The organism is Ferruginibacter sp. (assembly GCF_028288465.1).
Taxonomy (GTDB): domain Bacteria; phylum Bacteroidota; class Bacteroidia; order Chitinophagales; family Chitinophagaceae; genus Ferruginibacter.
The window spans coordinates 79446-98893 of sequence record NZ_JAQBNR010000002.1 but is presented as its reverse complement, the minus strand read 5'-3'; the positions used below and the strand labels follow the sequence as shown (position 1 = coordinate 98893).

12 protein-coding genes are annotated in these 19448 nt (G+C 41.0%); 11 read left to right on the top strand and 1 reads right to left on the bottom strand.

Annotation, left to right across the window (positions count from 1 at the left end; genetic code table 11):
- The first annotated feature begins 1 nt into the window (after position 1).
- From JWR61_RS01715 to JWR61_RS01675, 9 genes are all read left to right on the top strand, one after another.
- Complete coding sequence (locus JWR61_RS01715; protein WP_301926134.1) at positions 2–1603, top strand: arabinan endo-1,5-alpha-L-arabinosidase; 1602 nt, start codon at positions 2–4, stop codon at positions 1601–1603.
- A 90-nt stretch (positions 1604–1693) separates the two neighbouring features.
- Positions 1694–3238 (top strand): alpha-N-arabinofuranosidase, encoded by a 1545-nt coding sequence (locus tag JWR61_RS01710; RefSeq protein WP_301926133.1) that lies wholly within the window; start codon positions 1694–1696, stop codon positions 3236–3238.
- A gap of 133 nt (positions 3239–3371) precedes the next feature.
- Positions 3372–5384 (top strand): alpha-L-arabinofuranosidase C-terminal domain-containing protein, encoded by a 2013-nt coding sequence (locus tag JWR61_RS01705; RefSeq protein ID WP_301926132.1) that lies wholly within the window; start codon positions 3372–3374, stop codon positions 5382–5384.
- A gap of 5 nt (positions 5385–5389) precedes the next feature.
- A complete protein-coding gene (locus tag JWR61_RS01700; RefSeq protein WP_301926131.1) occupies positions 5390–6385 on the top strand; it encodes an arabinan endo-1,5-alpha-L-arabinosidase in 996 nt (331 codons plus the stop codon).
- Between the two features lie 106 nt (positions 6386–6491).
- Positions 6492–7637: an aldose epimerase family protein gene (locus JWR61_RS01695; RefSeq protein ID WP_301926130.1), complete on the top strand. Its 1146-nt coding sequence runs from the start codon at positions 6492–6494 to the stop codon at positions 7635–7637.
- Positions 7638–7653: 16 nt separating this feature from the next.
- Positions 7654–9375: a beta-xylosidase gene (locus JWR61_RS01690; RefSeq protein WP_301926129.1), complete on the top strand. Its 1722-nt coding sequence runs from the start codon at positions 7654–7656 to the stop codon at positions 9373–9375.
- A gap of 169 nt (positions 9376–9544) precedes the next feature.
- Entirely contained in the window at positions 9545–10198 is a 654-nt protein-coding gene (locus JWR61_RS01685) for an HAD family phosphatase (RefSeq protein WP_301926128.1), read from the top strand.
- A 59-nt stretch (positions 10199–10257) separates the two neighbouring features.
- Positions 10258–10755 carry a hypothetical protein gene (locus JWR61_RS01680; protein ID WP_301926127.1) on the top strand — a complete coding sequence of 166 codons (498 nt, stop codon included), beginning with the start codon at positions 10258–10260 and terminating at the stop codon, positions 10753–10755.
- A 284-nt stretch (positions 10756–11039) separates the two neighbouring features.
- Positions 11040–13469, top strand: coding sequence for a TonB-dependent receptor (locus tag JWR61_RS01675; RefSeq protein WP_301926126.1), 2430 nt, complete (start codon positions 11040–11042; stop codon positions 13467–13469).
- A gap of 294 nt (positions 13470–13763) precedes the next feature.
- Here the strand turns inward: JWR61_RS01675 and JWR61_RS01670 are convergent, their stop codons facing one another.
- Positions 13764–14603 (bottom strand): hypothetical protein, encoded by an 840-nt coding sequence (locus JWR61_RS01670; RefSeq protein ID WP_301926125.1) that lies wholly within the window; start codon positions 14601–14603, stop codon positions 13764–13766.
- 219 nt (positions 14604–14822) lie between these two features.
- Between JWR61_RS01670 and mazG the strand changes: the two genes are divergently transcribed.
- On the top strand, positions 14823–15584 hold the full coding sequence (gene mazG, locus JWR61_RS01665; protein WP_290336997.1) for a nucleoside triphosphate pyrophosphohydrolase: 762 nt from the start codon (positions 14823–14825) through the stop codon (positions 15582–15584).
- Positions 15585–15628: 44 nt separating this feature from the next.
- A complete protein-coding gene (locus JWR61_RS01660) occupies positions 15629–19399 on the top strand; it encodes a HAMP domain-containing sensor histidine kinase (protein WP_301926124.1) in 3771 nt (1256 codons plus the stop codon).
- Positions 19400–19448 lie beyond the last annotated feature (49 nt).

Below are 19448 nucleotides of genomic sequence, written 5' to 3'. Positions count from 1 at the left end.
CATGAAATATTTATCTTTTATAATCGCAGTTGCTTTGCTGGTAGTTGTTTCAGGTTGTAGTAAAACAAGTACGCCTGCACCTGTGCCGCCCGTAACGCCGCCGGTTGTGGTGCCGCCGGTAACAGACACGTTTCCCGGGCCAACTTATGCGGATAATTACATTCCAATATCGGGCTGGGAAAGTCGTTCGCAATGGAACCTTGCCAATGTGCATGACCCTACGGTTACAAAATGCGGCGATTATTATTACATGTACCAAACGGATGCTTCCTATGGAAATGTGCTGGATGGTCATGGGCATTATCCTTACCGCCGTTCCAAAGATTTAGTGAATTGGGATTTTATGGGTACTGCCTTTACAACCGTACCGGCGTGGGTAAAAGATTCTTTGAATAATAAACGTGCCAGGATGGTACCGGCGTTGCCTGCAATTGATAATCCAACTTATGGATACTGGGCGCCCTGTATCAGAAAAGTAGGTAACAAATACCGCTTGTATTATTGTGTAGTAGTATTGGATCCGATTGTTGGCACAGACTATAATACATCCTGGAGTGAAAGAGCATTTATTGGTTTGGCAGAATCGGATGATTTGGCTACCAATGTATGGACAGATAAAGGCATGGTTGTATGTTCTGAACCTGATGGACTGGAAAGTTATACCAGGAATGGCGGATCAGACTGGAATGCGTATTTTAAATTCAATGCCATCGATCCCAGCTTTATCATTACACCAGAGGGTGAACACTGGCTGGTTTATGGTTCTTGGCATACAGGTATTGCAGCGCTCAAATTAAATGCAACTACCGGCAAGCCGGATAAGTTAGAAACAATTGATGATTATGGTGTTCGCATTGCGGGCCGTGGTAACATCAGTAATAATCGCTGGCAGGCATTGGAAGCACCTGAAATTATTTACAATGAAGCAACAGGCTATTATTATTTGTTTATGGCGTATGATGAATTGTCTGTTGCGTATAATACCCGTGTTGCAAGGTCAAAAAATATAACCGGGCCTTATATAGGTATGGATGGTGGCAATGTAACTGCAGGCGCAGAATGTTGGCCCATTGTAACACATCCCTATGCCTTCAACAATCATACAGGCTGGGTAGGCATTTCTCATTGTGCGATATTTCAAAATCCTGATACAAAAGAGTGGTTTTATGCTTCCCAGGGACGATTGCCGAAGGATGTACCCGGAATCAACGCATCCAATGCATTAATGATGGGGCAGGTAAGAAGCATACAATGGACCGGGGATGGCTGGCCGGTTGTGTCGCCGGAAAGATATGCTGCGGTGCCTGCAACTTCTATTACCGAACAATCATTAGTAGGTAATTGGGAACAGATTACGTTGCAATATCAATACCAGGTGATACAACATTCTGTAACGGTAACGTTGGGCGCTGATAAAAAAGTAAGCGGTGGTGTTACAGGAGGGTGGTCGTTTGATGCCACCACGGGTTTATTAAACATCAATGGCAACAAATACATAGTAAAAGATGCCTGGGATTGGGAAGCTGCAACAAGGGTAGTAACGCTGACCTATGCCGGACTCACCCCTTCAGGTGTATCTGTGTGGGCAAAAAAGTTAAGATAAAAATTGTTTTTAAAATTTAACCTGTAAATACAAGGCACATTTATATAACTTCGGTTTGATTGTTATGACAAAATGTAAAAAATAAAAAGTATGAAAAAAAAATGTGCGTTGCTGTTACTGGTATTGGTTGCAGCATCTAAACTTGGACTTGCCCAGCAAAACACAATTGCCATTAATTCTGCAACGGCCAAAGTTACCATCAGTAAAAATATTTATGGCCACTTTGCAGAGCACCTCGGTCACTGTATTTACGATGGTTTTTACGTAGGAGATACTTCTAAAATACCCAACACAAATGGCGTACGTAATGACATTATTGATGCGTTGAAAAAATTAAAAATTCCTAACCTGCGCTGGCCGGGCGGTTGTTTTGCAGATACCTATCACTGGAAAGACGGTATTGGTCCGAAAGATAAACGGCCTGCCATGGTAAACAAATGGTGGGGTGGTGTAACAGAAGATAACAGCTTTGGCACGCACGATTTTTTGAACATGTGCGAACTGCTGGGTGCAGAACCTTACCTCTCCGGTAATGTTGGTAGTGGCACTGTACAGGAGTTAGCCGACTGGGTACAATATACCAACTTTAAAGGTAAAAGTCCGATGAGTGACCTGCGTACACAAAATGGCAGAACAGAACCCTGGAAAGTAAAATTATGGGGTATCGGAAACGAAGCCTGGGGCTGTGGTGGAAATATGAAACCTGAATATTATGCAGATGAATACCGAAAGTACGCCACCTTTATTTCCGACTGGGAAAATAGCGGCGGCTTATTGCGCATTGCATCTGGTGCAAGCGATGCTGACTATAACTGGACAGAAACCCTGATGAAAAATATTCCATTGAACATGCTGGGGGGCGTGGCCATGCATCATTACTCGGTGCTTGACTGGAATAAAAAAGGGCCTGCCATCGAATTTTCTGAAGAACAATATTTTGGTATTATGAAGCAGGCATTGCTGATGGATGAACTGGTAACCAAACACGCCGCCGTTATGGATAAATATGATCCTGCTAAAAAGATTGCATTGGTGGTAGATGAATGGGGCGGATGGTATGATGTAGAGAAAGGTACCAATCCCGGTTTTTTATACCAGCAAAATACCATCCGGGATGCGATGATTGCAGGCGTTACACTAAACATTTTTAACAACCATGCCGACAGGGTGCGTATTGCAAATTTGGCGCAATGCGTAAATGTGCTGCAGGCTGTTATTTTGACCAACAAAGAAAAAATGATCCTTACACCTACTTACCATGTAATGGAAATGTACAATGTGCACCAGAACGCAACATTGCTGCCATTAACGGTTACAGGCAACGACTATACTTTTAACGGACAAAAATTACCGGCTGTTTCTGCCTCTGCATCTAAAGACAGTACCGGTGCCATTCATATTTCCTTGGTGAATATTGATCCGGCTCATGCCCAAAAAATTGACGTAAATATCGGCGATGAAAAAGTAAAAACAGTAGCTGCAAAAGTGCTTACTTCAAAAAAATTGCAGGACTATAATTCATTTACCGAGCCTGATAAAATAAAGCCGGTTGTATTTAAAGATTTGGCACTGAACAAAAATATTTTATCTATCACAGTACCGCCAACATCAGTTATTGTGGTAACTCTTAAATAAAAATACACAAGAAGGGCAATTACTGTAACACTGTTTATACCTGCCTTTGCAATGTGGTTAGATCTTAGTTCTTGTACACTTAGAAAAATAAACGATTAACAGTATTGAATCCCTATAATAAAAAAATAAAAGCATGCGTATTAAAAAGTTGCTTGTTGCCGTTTCGCTCACAACAGGTTCGTTGCTGCCTTCATTGACGCAGGCGCAAAATAACAGTGTTATTGCCGTACAGGTAAATAAACCCATAGCCGATGTACAACCCACCATGTGGGGAGTGTTTTTTGAAGACATTAACCTTGGCGCCGATGGAGGTATCTATGCGGAACTGGTAAAGAACCGCTCCTTTGAATTTTTTAAACCCATGATGGGATGGAGTGTAAAACAACCACTACGAGAAAACGACCCTGTAGCTGCTTTAACGAGCCCCGTATTGGTGGTGAACCGGAAAGAAGAAAATACTGCAAACCCCCGCTACATAAATGTTACAGTTGATCACGTAGCGAAAGGGAATCTTGGTTTAACCAATGAAGGCTTTCGTGGTATGGGGATTAAAAAAGATCTTCGGTATGATTTTTCCGTGATGTATCACCAGTCAGCTTCGGGTGTAAAAATGCATATAGAATTGGTAGATAGTACCGGAAAATTTTTAGGCGGCACTACTGTTGCACCAAACGAAGCAGGCAGCGAATGGCATAAAACAGCAGCCAGTTTTACAGCGAATGAAACAGTGCTGAAAGCAAAAATGAATATCTGGTTTGAAGGCAATGGTGTGATTGACCTGGACATGATTTCACTGTTTCCATCCGATACATGGAAGAACCGCCCCGGAGGCATGCGGGCAGATATGATTCAAAAACTGGCTGATCTTAAGCCTGGCTTTATCCGTTTTCCGGGAGGCTGCATTGTGGAAGGTTTTGATCTTTCCCAACGCTATCAATGGAAAAAAACACTGGGTCCCATTGAAGACAGGCAACTTATTATTAACCGCTGGAATTTTGAATTTGCCCACCGCCCGGCCCCTGATTATTTTCAAACATTCGGCCTTGGCTTTTTTGAGTATTTTCAGTTGGCAGAAGACATCGGTGCCGCACCGTTGCCGATATTGAATTGCGGTATGGCTTGCCAGTTTAATTCGGCAGAAGTTGTTCCGGTGGGAGACATTGATCCCTACGTTCAGGATGCATTGGATTTGATTGAATTTGCCAATGGCGATGTAACCACCAAATGGGGAAAAGTGCGTGCTGGTATGGGACATCCTGCGCCATTCAATTTAAAGATGATGGGAGTAGGCAACGAAAATTGGGGACCACAATACATTGAGCGGTTGAAAATTTTTACCAAAGCCATTAAATCAAAATATCCGGATTTTAAACTGGTGAACAGTTCAGGCATTGCACCCAACGGTGACATGTTTGATTATCTAAATAAAGAACTGCATGCCATGAAGGCGGATATTATTGATGAACACTATTATCAAAAACCGGAGTGGTTTTTGGCCAATGCGAAACGGTATGATAATTATCCAAGAAACGGCTCAAAAGTATTTGGTGGTGAATATGCCGCACAGAGTGATAAGACAGTAAGTATAGACAATAAAAATAACTGGCTCACGGCTATCAGCGAAGCCGCATTTATGACGGGCCTTGAACGCAATGCAGGAGTAGTAAGTATGGCATCTTATGCGCCGTTATTTGCACATGCTGATGGCTGGCAATGGACGCCTGATTTGATTTGGGTGAATAACCTGCAATCTTATGGTACGCCAAATTATTACGTGCAAAAATTATATAGCACCAACAAGGGAACCAATGTAGTACCGGCGTTAATGGATGGCCAGGCAGTAACGGGGCAGGATAGTCTGTACGTATCTGCAGTGACTGATAAAAATACCAATGAGGTGATTATTAAAGTAGTAAATGCTTCGGCCAATGCCGTCAATAAAGTCATCACTATTAATGGTGCAAAAAAATTAACACCTGCTGCAACGGTGACTCTTTTAAAAGGGAATTCGGTGCTGGATGTAAATAGTTTTGCAACGCCTGAAGCGGTTAGTCCGGTTGCCTCAACAGTACAGGTAAAAGGCAATAAACTGGCGGCTTCATTACCAGCCTATTCCTTCAGCGTGTACCGCATTGGTATGAAATAAATTGTATGAAAAATTTTCTTTTCGCTTTATTGATGCTGGCAACTTTTACCGTTGACGGTCAAATAAAGCCTGCAATAAATGATACACTCATTTCTGTACATGATCCCGTGATCATCCGGCAGGACAGTATGTATTACATCTTTTGCACAGGCCAGGGTATCACCGCTTTTTCTTCGCCGGATATGAAACACTGGAAACAATTAAAGCCGGTTTTTGATAAGGCGCCGCAATGGGCGGTGGATGCTATTCCATCTTTCAGGGGACATATCTGGGCACCGGATATCAGTTATCACAACGGGCAGTTTTATTTATATTACGCTGTATCTGCCTTTGGAAAAAATACTTCCTGCATTGGCGTGGCAACCAACAAAACACTGGATCCTTCTTCCAAAAATTTTAAATGGATTGATCATGGTAAAGTGATACAGTCCGTGCCAGGCAGGGATATGTGGAATGCGATTGATCCCAATCTCATCCTGGATGAAAATAATGTTCCCTGGCTTGTATTTGGTTCTTTCTGGAATGGAATGAAACTGGTAAAATTAGATACCGCATTAACCGCAGTTGCGCAGCCGGAGGAATGGTACACCGTGGCAGCCCGTAAAAGAGATTATATTTTACCCGATTCGGTTGCAGGCGACGCCGCCATTGAAGCGCCTTTCATCTACCGTCATGGAAAATATTTTTATCTCTTTGTATCCTTTGATTATTGTTGCCGTGGCGAAAAGAGCACTTATAAAATGATGGTGGGCCGAAGTGAAAAGGTGACAGGACCTTATGCAGACAGGGATGGCGTTCCGATGAACCTGGGGGGTGCCAGTCTTGTGTTGGAAGGAGACAAAAACTGGCACGGCGTAGGACACAATGCTGTAGCTAATTTTAGTGGTACAGACTACTTAATCTTTCATGGATATGATGCGGCAGACAATGGGAGAAGTAAATTGAGGATAGAAAAAATAGGCTGGTTTAATGACTGGCCTGCTGTTCAAAGAAAGCGCTGATAATATAGCTGTAATATTAATTGTCAGCCTCAGAATTATTGTCATAAATTTAATTTTTATTATCAACAACACTTCGCCCGGGAGGGAGCAGAAGCAAAAAAAACATATGAAAAAATTACCACTCTTTAGCGTTGCAATCATTTTTGCAATATTTATTACATCTTGTAACAACAGTACCAACAATCAAACAAGCACTACCGAAAAAATGGAAACAAAAGCAGGCGTAACAAAAGCTGCATGGGGCACTACCGATGGCAAGGAAGTATTTTTATTTACCCTTACCAACGCAAAAGGCGTACAGGTTAAAATTTCTAATTATGGTGCAACGATTACGTCGTGGGTATCACCTGATAAAAATAATAAGCCTTCCAGTATTGTACTGGGCTTTGATAGTTTGAGCGGCTATCTTGCCAAGCCTCCTTATTTTGGCGCTGTGGTAGGGCGTTATGGCAACCGCATTGCAAAGGGTAAATTTAAAATTGACAAAACTGAGTACACCCTTGCTACCAACAATGGCCCCAATGCATTGCACGGAGGTTTAAAGGGTTTTGATAAACAAGTATGGGATGCAACGCCAGCAAGTGATTCAACTGCAAGTGTAGAACTGAGTTACCTGAGTAAAGATGGTGAAGAAGGCTATCCCGGCAATTTAAAAGTAACCGTACGATATACTTTAACTGACGATAACGAACTGAAAATTGAATACAGCGCCAGCACAGATAAAGCCACAGTACTGAATGTCACCAACCATAGTTATTTCAATTTAACAGGCGATGTAAACAATAGTATCCTTGATCATACTTTGATGATTGATGCGGACAATTATACACCGGTAGATACCACACTGATACCAACAGGAGAAATTAAATCTGTAAAAGGAACACCATTTGATTTTACAAAAGCGAAAAAGATCGGGCAGGAAATTGGCGCTGTGAGCGGAGGATATGACCACAACTTTGTCTTGAATAAAAAAGATTCTTCCCTGTCAAAAATTGTTGAATTAAAAGACAGCATTTCAGGAAGAACCCTGGAAGTATTCACGACACAGCCTGGTGTTCAGTTTTATACTGGCAACTTTTTAGACGGAACAATCTTCACTTCGGCCGGTAAAAAAATCAATCAGCATGCAGCCATGTGTTTAGAAACACAACACTTCCCTGATTCACCAAACGAACCCAAATTCCCGACCACTTTGTTATTACCTGGTCAGCAGTTTCATAGCGAAACGGTGTACAAACTTTCAGTAAAATAATCCTACAATTATAAAAATGATTTTAAAAAATTTAAAAAATGCAACTACCGGTTTAATAGCCGGTAGTTGCATTTTTGCTATAGCCTGTGCTGCAGTTTTACAGCCGGTCTTTGCGCAGCAGCTTACGAGCAACATTACAATCGATGCAAAAAAAGTAACGGGCCCGTTTAATCCTGTCTGGAGTTATTTTGGATATGATGAAGCCAATTATACCACCATGAAAGATGGTAAAAAATTGCTGTCTGAACTAGCGGTGCTTAGCAAAAATCCGGTCTATGTTCGGGTGCATAATTTACTAAACACAGGTGATGGAAAGGTAGCGTTAAAATGGAGCAGTACCAACGCTTACACAGAAGATAAAGAAGGTAAACCTGTTTATGACTGGACGGGCGTAGACGCTATTTTTGATGTGATGGTACAACGTGGTATGAAGCCCATTGCAGAGATTGGTTTTATGCCCGAAGCCTTGTCTACCAAACCGCAGCCATACCAGCACCACTGGCAGCCGGGCGTGCCGTACGATTCAGTCTTTACCGGCTGGGCCTACCCGCCAACCGATTATAAAAAGTGGGGCGAACTGGTGTACCAGTGGGTAAAGCACTGTAAAGAAAAGTATGGTGAAAAAGAAGTAAAAAGCTGGTGCTGGGAAGTGTGGAATGAACCCAATATTGGTTACTGGAAAGGTACCATGGAAAAATATTTTGCATTGTATGATTATGCTGCGGATGCAGTAAAAAGAGCCTGTCCGGATGCGGTGATTGGAGGCCCTACTTCCACCGGCCCACGCTGGGATAAAGCAGCTGAGTTTTTGAAGGCATTTTTGCAGCATTGTGTGGATGGTAAAAATAATGCCACCGGCGAAATGGGTGCGCCATTGGATTATATTTCTTTTCATGCCAAGGGAAACCCAACTGTTGTAAATAACCAGGTAAGGATGAATATGGCCGTACAGTTGCAGGATGTTTCAAGAGGTTTCGAAATCGTTCATAGCTTTCCTTCGTTAAAAAAATTGCCCATCATTATTGGTGAGTTTGATCCGGAAGGTTGTGCCGCATGCTCTGTAAAGTTTAACCCGCAGAATGCCTACCGCAATGGCACCATGTATTCGAGTTATACGGCCGCTTCATTTGCGCAATTATATGCGCTGGCAAAAAAGTATGACGTAAACCTGCAGGGGGCAGTAAGCTGGTCATTTGAGTTTGAAGACCAGCCATGGTTCGCGGGCTTTCGCGACCTGGCCACCAATGGCATTGATAAACCAGTGCTGAACGTTTTCAGGATGTTTGGCATGATGAAGGGCAAGATGCTGGAAGTAAATAATCCGAACACGCTTTCATTACAGCAAATTGTTGACAGCAGCGTTCATGGCGACCAACCATACGTTAATGCACTGGCCACTTTAGGTACAAGGGAGTTGTACATTATGCTTTGGAATTATCATGATGATGATAGTAAAAAATCTACCGCATTGATAAATCTGGCGCTTGAAAATATACCCGCCACTAAAGCGAGTGCAAGCAGTTATTTGATTGATGAAACGCATAGCAATTCGTACACGGTTTGGAAAGAACTTGGATCACCACAGGAAGTGAGTGCAGCTCAATTCAGCCAGTTGGAAAAAGCCGGCCAATTACAAACTGTTGAAACAGGAAAGCAGGTTGTCATTGAAAAAGGAAACATTCATTATCAGTTGTCATTAGCCGGACAAGGCGTAACCCTTTTAAAATTTACCTGGTAATTATTGCCGGCCAAAACAGCTGGAATCGCTGCGCTACACTTATTTTTGCATCCTGCAAAAATTTTTGTGCCCTCAGGTACAATATTTCAGTTGCAAAAAATATTGCACAAAATTTTATTCGTAAAGTGGAATGATTCATCGGAATCAGTTCCCAAAAAAATAGTGGAAGATGAACATTAAAGCAAAAGCGTTTTTATTTGATTTGAATGGAACCATCATTGATGATATGCCTTACCATGCAGAAGCCTGGCGTAACATTTTAAACAATGACCTCGGGGCCAACTTTACAAAAGAAGAAGTGAAGGTGCAGATGTACGGTAAAAATGAAGAAGTGCTGACTCGCTTTTTTGGGGAGGGTTATTTTACTATGGAGCGCATGAACGAACTATCCATTGAAAAAGAAAAAAGATACCAGGAAGCCTATCTTCCTAAATTGGCTTTAATGGATGGCCTGAAAGAATTTTTAGCAATGGCAAAAGCTGCCGGTATCAAAATGGCGATTGGTTCCGCAGCCATTCCTTTTAACATTGATTTTGTGCTGGATAATCTGCAGCTACGGGAATATTTTCCGGTCGTAGTGAGTGCGCATGATGTTACCATCAGCAAACCCCACCCGGAAACTTTTTTACAATGTGCCGCGGCATTGGATGTGGATCCTGAAGATTGCATCGTATTTGAAGATGCACCCAAAGGCGTGGAAAGCGCTCTGAATGCTGGTATGCAGACTTTCGTGCTGACGACAACGCATCCCAAAGAAGATTTTGAACAATACAATAATGTGATTGGTTTTGGAGCTGATTATACAGCGCTTTCTGTGGGATAAGCAACTTAGACAAGCGTGCAACTGTTAAGATATTTTTGTTGTCACAGTGAAAAAAGTCAATGCGTACTTTACTTGTAACCGTAGCAGCATTCCTTATTTTTTCCTGCAAAAAAGAAAACGCAGCGCCCGGAAAAACGGTGGAAATTTATCTGCTAAAAAGTTTTGAAATAATAAACGGCCAATGCAGGGTTAACCCATCTACTGCCATCATGCAGGATACCGCCGCCATTGGCAATAATGATATCCAGCGATATTCAATTTCCGATCACACATTTACTCTAAATTTTTTCACAATGCAAACGGTAAAAGCATTCAGGGATTTTACTTCGTTTGCAGTAACAGTAGATAGGCAGGTTGTATATTACGGGATTTTTAAGTCGTCGTATTCAAGTGCCAGCTGCGACAACTCAATCATAATGAGTGATAACTTTTCCGCTGATAATAAAATAAAAATGCAACTCGGTTATCCCGGTCTGTTACAAGGGGCAACAGTAGAAGACCAGCGTAATAACCCGAAATTAATCGCCACCTTACGAAGCCAGGGAAAAATCGAATAATTTAAAATCTTTTATACAATCTGAATATTTCACAACCCATTTTTTATCCCATCTCATCCTATTTTTTTCTAAAAATATTTTTACCGGGTGTACATATTTTTAGATTTCATTAACAAAAACTTCACCCATCCTGCTATGTTTCCTTTCATCACAATGTGCTGTAAGCCTTATCACCACTCATCTTCCTAAAACCTCAATTCATCCAAATAGTCTTTCATTGCTGTAACTTTTTAGATTGCTTTGCGTTCAATCAACTCAGTCAGATCAATCAAAAAATAATTATAATGAAAAAACTAACTACAAGTTTTTTAGCCGCGGCGTTGTTTATTACATCTCCCGCAATGGCTCAAACGCCGGGCAAAATTTCGGGCAAGGTTGCAGATAACAACAATAAACCACTACAGTCAGTCACTGTTTCTCTCTTGCAACCGAAGGACAGTTCCCTGGTAAAGGCTGCCGTTTCCGGCAATGATGGTGCATTTGAATTTACAACAAAAAAAGCAGCAGGCTACATTATCAGTTATGCCATGGTAGGGTACGAAACTAAATACAGTGATTCTTTTTATGTAAAAGAAGGCGATACCTACACAGTGAAAAATGTACAGCTGGTTGCGGCTACAAATAAATTACAAGGCGTTACCGTAATTGCTAAAAAACCGATGATAGAAATCAAGGCAGATAAAACGGTGTTTAATGTAGAGGCCAGCATCAATGCCACTGGTAGCAATGCATTGGAGTTACTGCAAAAAAGTCCGGGCATGCAGGTAGATAACAATGACAATATCAGCATGAAAGGAAAATCAGGCGTGAAGGTATATGTAGACGGAAAAATGATGCAGCTGGATACAAAAGATTTGGCGGCCTATTTAAAAAGTATCAACAGCGATGATGTAGAAGCCATAGAAATGATCAGCAACCCAAGTGCAAAATATGATGCCAGCGGCAATGCGGGTATTGTAAATATCCGCCTAAAAAAGAATAAAAAATTTGGCACCAATGGCAGTACCAACCTGGGTTTTACACAGGGCGTTACTCCTAAAGGCAATGGCTCTGTAGCATTGAATTACCGCGATAAAAAAATAAACCTGTTTAGCAATGTAGGCGCCAACATTGGCGAATACCGCAATACGCTTAGATTATTCCGCATCCAGAAGGATACAGCCTATAACCAGCAGAGCATCAATACCAACAACAATAAAAACTTCAATGTAAAAGCAGGTGCAGATTATTTTATTGATAATAAAAATACCATCGGCGTTTTAGCTACCACTAATATTGGCAACAACGAATGGTCCAGCAATACCAACACACCTATTTTTTATAATCCTACCGGCAAGTTTGTAAAAAATCTGAAGGCGGTCAATATCGTTCCCGGAAACCGCACCAATGCTAACTTCAACGTGAATTACCGTTATGCTGATACCAGCGGAACAGAAATCAATTTTGATGCGGACTACGGATTGTTCAGGGGACGCAGTCACAGTTATCAGCCCAATTATTATTACGGCGATAATGATAATTTAATCTACAGTGTCATCAACAGAAATAGCACGCCTACAGACATCAACATCTACACCGCCAAAGTGGATGTTGAGCAAAAACTGGGTAAAGGCAAACTCGGCTATGGTGCAAAAACGTCTTTTGTAACTACAAAAAATGCATTCGATTTTTTTGTCGACAACAGCGAAGGCACGCCGGTAAAAATACTGGACAGAAGCAATCAATTTAAATACACCGAAAATGTAAATGCTGCCTATGGAAATTACCAACGCCAGCTGAACGCAAAGTGGAGTATACAAACCGGGTTAAGGATGGAACAGACCAACAGCGAAGGCGACCTGACAAGAGAAGACGGAGTTATTCAGGCTGACAATACCGTTAAAAAAAGTTACATAGACTTTTTTCCAAGTGCTGCCGTTACGTGGAACCTGCATAAAAATCACACACTCAACCTTACCTACAGTCGCAGAATTGACCGGCCAACTTACCAGGATTTAAACCCGTTTGAAAATAAACTGGATGAACTGACTTATGAAAAAGGCAATGCTTTTTTACGCCCTCAATACACAGATAATGTAGAGCTGACACACACATTCATGGGCATCATCAACACAACAGTGGGCTACAGTCATGTAAAAGATTATGCTACGCAGGTAACTGATACTACCAATAATGCAACTTATGTGCAGCAGCAAAACCTGGCAACACAAAATATTATTAACATTAATATCGGCTCATCTTTACCCATCAATAAATGGTGGAGTGGGTACGCCAATATCTGGTATAACTACCAGATGTTTGATGGCGCCATTGGCACAAAAGCTCTAAAAGTAAACATCCCGGGCTATGGAGCCTACCTGCAACAAAGTTTTATTTTAGGTAAAGATTATACAGCCGAAATGAGTGGATGGTTCAGCGGCCCAAGCGTATGGGCAGCCACCTGGAAAACAAAACCGCAGGGTGGTGTGGATGTAGGATTGCAAAAATTGTTCTGGAAGAAAAAGGCCACCGTTAAAGTGTCTGCAACAGATATATTTCATACATCACCATGGAAAGCTAACAGTGATTTTGGAGGTCTTCGGATCAACGCAAGTGGTTCCTGGGAAAGCCAGACAGTCCGTGTAAATTTTACCTATCGTTTCGGAAGCAACCAGATCAAAAGCTCAAGAGACAGAAAGACCGGGCTGGACAGCGAGTCAAAAAGAATAAAATAAAAGCGGTCACCCGCTAAACAATCAAGCGACTCAATCACAATAACCACAAAATCCCCGCGAGGGGATTTTGTTTTGTAGAAACTTTTTTGGCCAGGCAGTTACAGCTATGAGCAACTTCATTGGCGTCGCACTCTTGTACAATTTATCATTGCTGAACTTTTATTATGTTGTTTTGGATTGTGTGATAAGTCACGCCGTGGCATCGTGCTAGGGCATTCAAATTAGCAGCTTCTTCAATAAAAAAAGTGTCTGCAAAATCGAAAAAAATCAGACCGGGCATCAAAAAATCTGACATCACTTATACTCGTATTCAAAATATCCCAGCAAATCGCCTTCTTTTGAAAAACATTTTTCAATTATTTTCAGTCCGTCATTGTATACGTACTTCCAGGTGTAGTAATTGCGGTTAACGCCCTCATCCACTGACACCATTTGGGTTACACGGTTAGCATTATCATATTCAAAAGTAAAATCAGGTAACAGCTTGCCTAATACCACATTGAATTTTACAATATCAGTCAGCCTGTTTTTAGTGTCGTAATAATAATAATAATGACGCCCGTTTTTTCCCGGTTCAATCTCATCGGTTACATTGCCATTTGCATCCAGTATAAAATCAACCAGCACGGAATCTTTATTATTCTTTATTCGCAGCATTTGTACTGGCTGCTTCTTGTCATTGTATCTATATTGATGAACTTCCTGCAGGGCAGTATTAAAATCTTCATCGGCCGAGTGAGAGTTGGAAACAATCGTAAAAATAGTGCCATCCGGGTTGTAAGTATACACAGATGTAGCGACAGTAATCTCAGAACTGTCAGTGGATTGTATCAGTTGCCCCAGTTCATTGTAATTCGTGGTAAGCAACGATTTTCCGGTGGTGTAACTGCGGGTGTAGGTTTCCATCTTGCGAAAATTTTTGCTTATTTGCTTTTCACAAAAAAATCCTTCACTGGGTGTTTTATCCGCCTCAAAGCTATGCACTATGATTGTTCTGATTTTTTGTTGCTGTAACACTGCCTTTTCACCCTGCGCCTGCTGGTTGCTTACCAGGTCTTTGTAATAATATTGGCTTATTGCCTGGAAAGCAATGCCCGTAAGCAATACAAAAATAAATCCTGTTCTTTTGATCATGTATTCAATTTAAAGCCGTAAAAGTAAGCTATTAAATTTTTTTTACCGGCCCCTTATTTAGTCCATCGCCATCACCATTCATTTTTTGAGTATTTTTAACAAAATTTATTCACGACAACAAGTTATCATTGAATCAACGGCAGCGGCGTTTATTGTCTCACACAGAGATTGTTGTTAATCCGCTTTAATAATTTTTTTCAGTTTATTTTTAATTACAATATGCCACACAACGCTGCATTTGACCGGTTGGTAAATATCATGAATGACTTAAGGGAGAAATGTCCCTGGGATAAAAAGCAAACCATCCAAACCCTTCGCCAGCTTACTATAGAAGAAACCTATGAACTCACTGATGCCATAACAGACAATGACTGGAAAGGCATAAAGGAAGAGCTGGGAGATATACTATTGCACATTGTTTTTTACGCAAAGATTGGTGCCGAACAAAACCAGTTTACGCTGGATGAAGTAATTAACGGTGTGTGTGAAAAACTCATTTTCAGGCACCCGCATATTTATGGTGATGTATTGGTAAATGATGAAGAAGATGTAAAACGTAACTGGGAAAAATTGAAATTAAAAGAAGGAAAAAAATCAGTACTTAGCGGTGTACCAAAAGCCTTACCTGCCACAACCAAAGCCATGCGTTTGCAGGAAAAAGCAAAACAGGTTGGCTTTGAATGGGAAAACAAAGAACAGGTTTGGGAAAAGGTAGAAGAAGAAAAAAAAGAATTGTTTGAAGCCATTGCATCCGGCAACCGTGAAGATATGGAAGATGAATTGGGCGATGTATTTTTTTCATTGATAAACTTTGCAAGGTTTTTGCAATTAGATGCAGAAAATGCCCTGGAGCGAACCAACAAAAAATTTATATATCGCTTTACCAAAATGGAGGAGGCTGCAGGTAACGAAGGAAGAACCTTGCAGGACATGACACTGGAAGAAATGGATGCCCTTTGGAACAAAATAAAGAAACAATAATCATCATTTTTTATCTGCTGCAATGGCAGTAAATTAAATTGTACTTGCAAAAAGAAAACTCCTTTAAAACGCGTTTATTCAAAAATGCCTATTTGCTGATAACAGCAGCCTGGCTGCTGACCATATCTTTTATCATAGATAATTACTGGTCGGGCAGTGCTTCGCCTGAAGCATTCAAAAAAAAGATTGGAGCTTACATTTCGCGGCAGGAAAATGATTTTGACGCTTTTGCAAAAGATACTGCCGACGTTCGCAAACTGGGAGATAAAACATACAGCGAAAGTTTGCTCCAACGGCTGGCTGGTAAAAAATACTTTGTGTTTATCCTGGAAAAAGATACCAGCGACAGCTACAATTTGTTGTTCTGGAATACACAGGTTATAGATCCCACTGCCCAGGTAATTAATATGCAGGGGCAAAGCGGGTTTATTCAATTTCCCAACGGCTATTATGTGTGGCGAAAAAAAGTAGCAGGCGATATTACCACCCTGGCCCTGATTCCCGTAAAATGGAATTACGCCATCACGAACGAATATCTTGTCAATTCATTTGTCATCGAAAACCAGCTGGGTAATAAATACAGCATTTCAAACGAGCCAAACAGCAATTCAATAAAGAGTAAGGAGGGGGTCTTTCTTTTTTCCCTTGTACAAAATGCGGAGATCACCATACCACAAAATACCTTGCTGGCCTCCATTTTCAGGCTGCTGGCTGCATTGGTTATTTTGCTGATGGCCCACCTGATGGCCACTTACCTGGTTAAAAGGAATTTTTACCAGGGGAGCATCTTTTTAATAGCGTTTATATTAATTGTAAGGGGCGCCAGTTACTTTTTGCCAATACCTTTAAACCTGCGCCAGTTCGAATTGTTTGATCCGGCCATTTATGGCAGCAGTGCAATATCCCGTTCATTGGGCGATCTGCTTATCAATGCCTTGTTATTTATTTGGGTTATTCTTTTTGTTAGATTTTATATTCAGGAAAAAAATATCATTATAAAAACAACACAACCAGTTATAAAATGGGTAGCTGTTATTTTGGGCGTGGTTGTATTACTGGGCAGTACGCTGGTATGCGGTCACATTATTTTTTCAATGGTGGCCGATTCGCAGATTTCGTTTGATGTCATCAACTTTTTTACCTTAAACATATCCAGCGTTGTATACAGCATTGTTGGTTTTGTAGTGCTGGGGTGTGTTTGCATCGGTTATTTCTTTTTATCGCAGGTAATTATTTATTTAATCCAGCCACTGTTGCCAAAAAATATTTTAGTGATGCTGGTGTATGTTACGGTTATTGGCCTGGCGGTTTTAAGTTTTCGTACCAATCATCCCAATATTATTTTTGAATTGTATCTGCTGATTTGGTTACTGGTTTACCTGCTGTTGCTGAACAATGACCAATTGTTTCTGCTGGCTTCACAAATCATTTCTTCCCGTTTTATATTCTGGCTGTTCTTCTTCTCGTTGTCTATCTCGGCAATTATTATTATTCAAAATGATAAAAAAGAATTGGAGCAAAGAAAGTATTATGCTGAAACACTTGCTTCAAAGGCAGACCCGGCGAGTGAGCATTTGATGAATACCGTGCTTACCGATTTTAGAAATGAAGCACTAGCACCCCTATTCGATTTATTTAAACTTGAAGATAAAAACAAGACGATAAAGGATAGTTTACTAAGTGGTAATTTTAGTGGTTACCTTAATAAATATGATACCCATATTTTTACCTTTGATGATAAAGAAAGGCCGCTGTACAACCAGGACTCTACGAACTATAATACGTTAAACACCATTTTAAAAACCCAGGGAAAATCGACAGCGATTCCTAATTTGTTTTATTATGATGTATCGTTTGATAGGTTTACCTACATTAGTAAAATAGACGTTACCGATACCGCAAAGAAAATACTGGGCTATGTATTTATTCTGGCCACGCCAAAAAAATATAAAACAGATGCCCTGTATCCGGAATTGTTTTTAAGGGGATACAATAACTCTATAGAAAATTCAGCGGTGTATTCGTATGCTATCTATAACAAACTACAACTCATAAACAATCACAATGATTATGCCTTTCCCTGGCAGCTAACGCCCGACCAGGTACCCAGGACAGATTTTGCCACTTACAGGCGGCAGGGTTATTATGAACTGTGGTATAAGGCCGGCGCCGATAAAGTGGTGATCATTGCTAAAGAAGATAATTTTTTTATAGAATCCATCACTTTATTCAGCTACCTTTTTTGCGCTTTTCTTTTTGTTACAGGTATTTTCTGGTTCTTTAATGCCCTTGTTCGTTCCCGTTTAAGGTGGAGTAAAATGCGTACGCATTGGCAAATGAGTATCCGTAACCAGGTTCATGCCACCATTATATTTATCAGCCTGCTTTCGTTTATAGTGGTAGGCGTATCAACCATTTTGTTTTTTATAAACCGCTATCATAATAACAACCGCGAAAAACTTAGCCGCACTATTCACGTGATGCAAAATGAAGTACGCAATTCGATCAGTGACCTGATCATGTTTGATGATGTTATAAAAATATCCGATGATGTTTTTAAGGCGAGCCTTGAAAAAACCATCGCACGCATCTCCGAAGTGCATGCGGTAGATGTAAACATCTACGATCTCAAAGGCAACCTGAAAGTGTCTTCATTGCCACTGCCTTATAATAAAGGCATTGTCGGCAGCAAGATGGATCCGGTGGCTTACTATCATTTAAACCGCTTAAAGGAAATACAGTTTTTTAAAGAAGAGGCCATTGGCAGTTTATCTTATCTCAGTAACTACGTTCCTGTAATTGATGAAACGGGTAAAGAATATGTTTATTTAAACATCCCATATTTTACGTCGCAATCCAAACTGCGCCAGGAAATATCCAACTTTTTGGTGGCCATCATTAACCTCAATGCCTTTATATTTTTGATTGCCGGGATAGTCGCTTTTTTCATCACCAATCGCATTACCCGTTCATTTTCTTTTATCAGTAATAAGATGAAGGAGGTAAACCTAGGTAAAGAGAATGCAGCCATCCGGTGGAAACGAAATGATGAAATTGGTGAGCTGGTAAAAGAATACAATAAGATGGTGGCCAAACTTAACAGCAGTGCGGCGGCCCTTGCTAAAAGCGAAAGGGAAGGAGCCTGGAGAGAAATGGCCAGGCAGGTGGCGCACGAAATTAAGAATCCGCTTACACCAATGAAACTGAGTTTACAATACCTGCAAAAAGCGATTGATAATAACACCGGCAATGTAAATGCGCTGAGTCGCAGTGTGGCAACAACACTGGTGGAACAAATTGATCACCTGAGCCAGATAGCCGGGCAGTTTTCTCAGTTCGCCAATATCGGTAATCCTAAAAACGAAATTTTTGATTTGAATGAATCACTCAAGATGACCATACAGTTGCATTCTCTGGAAGAAAATACTGCACTTGAATGGCAGCCGGTAAAAGAGACCGTACTGGTGAATGCAGATAAAACGCATATCAACAGGCTGTTTACCAACCTCATTCAAAACGCCATGCAGGCAGTACCCGAAGATAGAAATGTGCACATACAAATTAATGAATCCCTGCAGGATCATCATATACTGATTACCATCCGCGACAATGGCAATGGTATTCCGGAAGAGGTGCGGTCGAAAATATTTACCCCTAATTTCACTACCAAAACTTCGGGTACCGGCCTGGGCCTGGCTATGTGCAAAGGCATTGTTGAACAAAGCAAAGGAGACATCTGGTTTGAAACCAAAGAAGGCGAGGGCACTATGTTTTATGTAAAGCTGCCGGTTGTAAATGGAGATGGAGTAGCTTAAAACTGAAGCTCGTAAGCAATAGAATGGATTAACAGGAACTTGTAGGCCC

What these genes read in the sequence shown, in the direction of transcription:
- JWR61_RS01670 (WP_301926125.1), bottom strand. Translation starts at nt 14,603, where the DNA reads ATGATCAAAAGAACAGGATTTATTTTTGTATTGCTTACGGGCATTGCT.
- JWR61_RS01705 (WP_301926132.1), top strand. Translation starts at nt 3,372, where the DNA reads ATGCGTATTAAAAAGTTGCTTGTTGCCGTTTCGCTCACAACAGGTTCG.
- JWR61_RS01685 (WP_301926128.1), top strand. Translation starts at nt 9,545, where the DNA reads ATGAACATTAAAGCAAAAGCGTTTTTATTTGATTTGAATGGAACCATC.
- mazG (WP_290336997.1), top strand. Translation starts at nt 14,823, where the DNA reads ATGCCACACAACGCTGCATTTGACCGGTTGGTAAATATCATGAATGAC.
- JWR61_RS01695 (WP_301926130.1), top strand. Translation starts at nt 6,492, where the DNA reads ATGAAAAAATTACCACTCTTTAGCGTTGCAATCATTTTTGCAATATTT.
- JWR61_RS01715 (WP_301926134.1), top strand. Translation starts at nt 2, where the DNA reads ATGAAATATTTATCTTTTATAATCGCAGTTGCTTTGCTGGTAGTTGTT.
- JWR61_RS01690 (WP_301926129.1), top strand. Translation starts at nt 7,654, where the DNA reads ATGATTTTAAAAAATTTAAAAAATGCAACTACCGGTTTAATAGCCGGT.
- JWR61_RS01700 (WP_301926131.1), top strand. Translation starts at nt 5,390, where the DNA reads ATGAAAAATTTTCTTTTCGCTTTATTGATGCTGGCAACTTTTACCGTT.
- JWR61_RS01680 (WP_301926127.1), top strand. Translation starts at nt 10,258, where the DNA reads ATGCGTACTTTACTTGTAACCGTAGCAGCATTCCTTATTTTTTCCTGC.
- JWR61_RS01675 (WP_301926126.1), top strand. Translation starts at nt 11,040, where the DNA reads ATGAAAAAACTAACTACAAGTTTTTTAGCCGCGGCGTTGTTTATTACA.
- JWR61_RS01710 (WP_301926133.1), top strand. Translation starts at nt 1,694, where the DNA reads ATGAAAAAAAAATGTGCGTTGCTGTTACTGGTATTGGTTGCAGCATCT.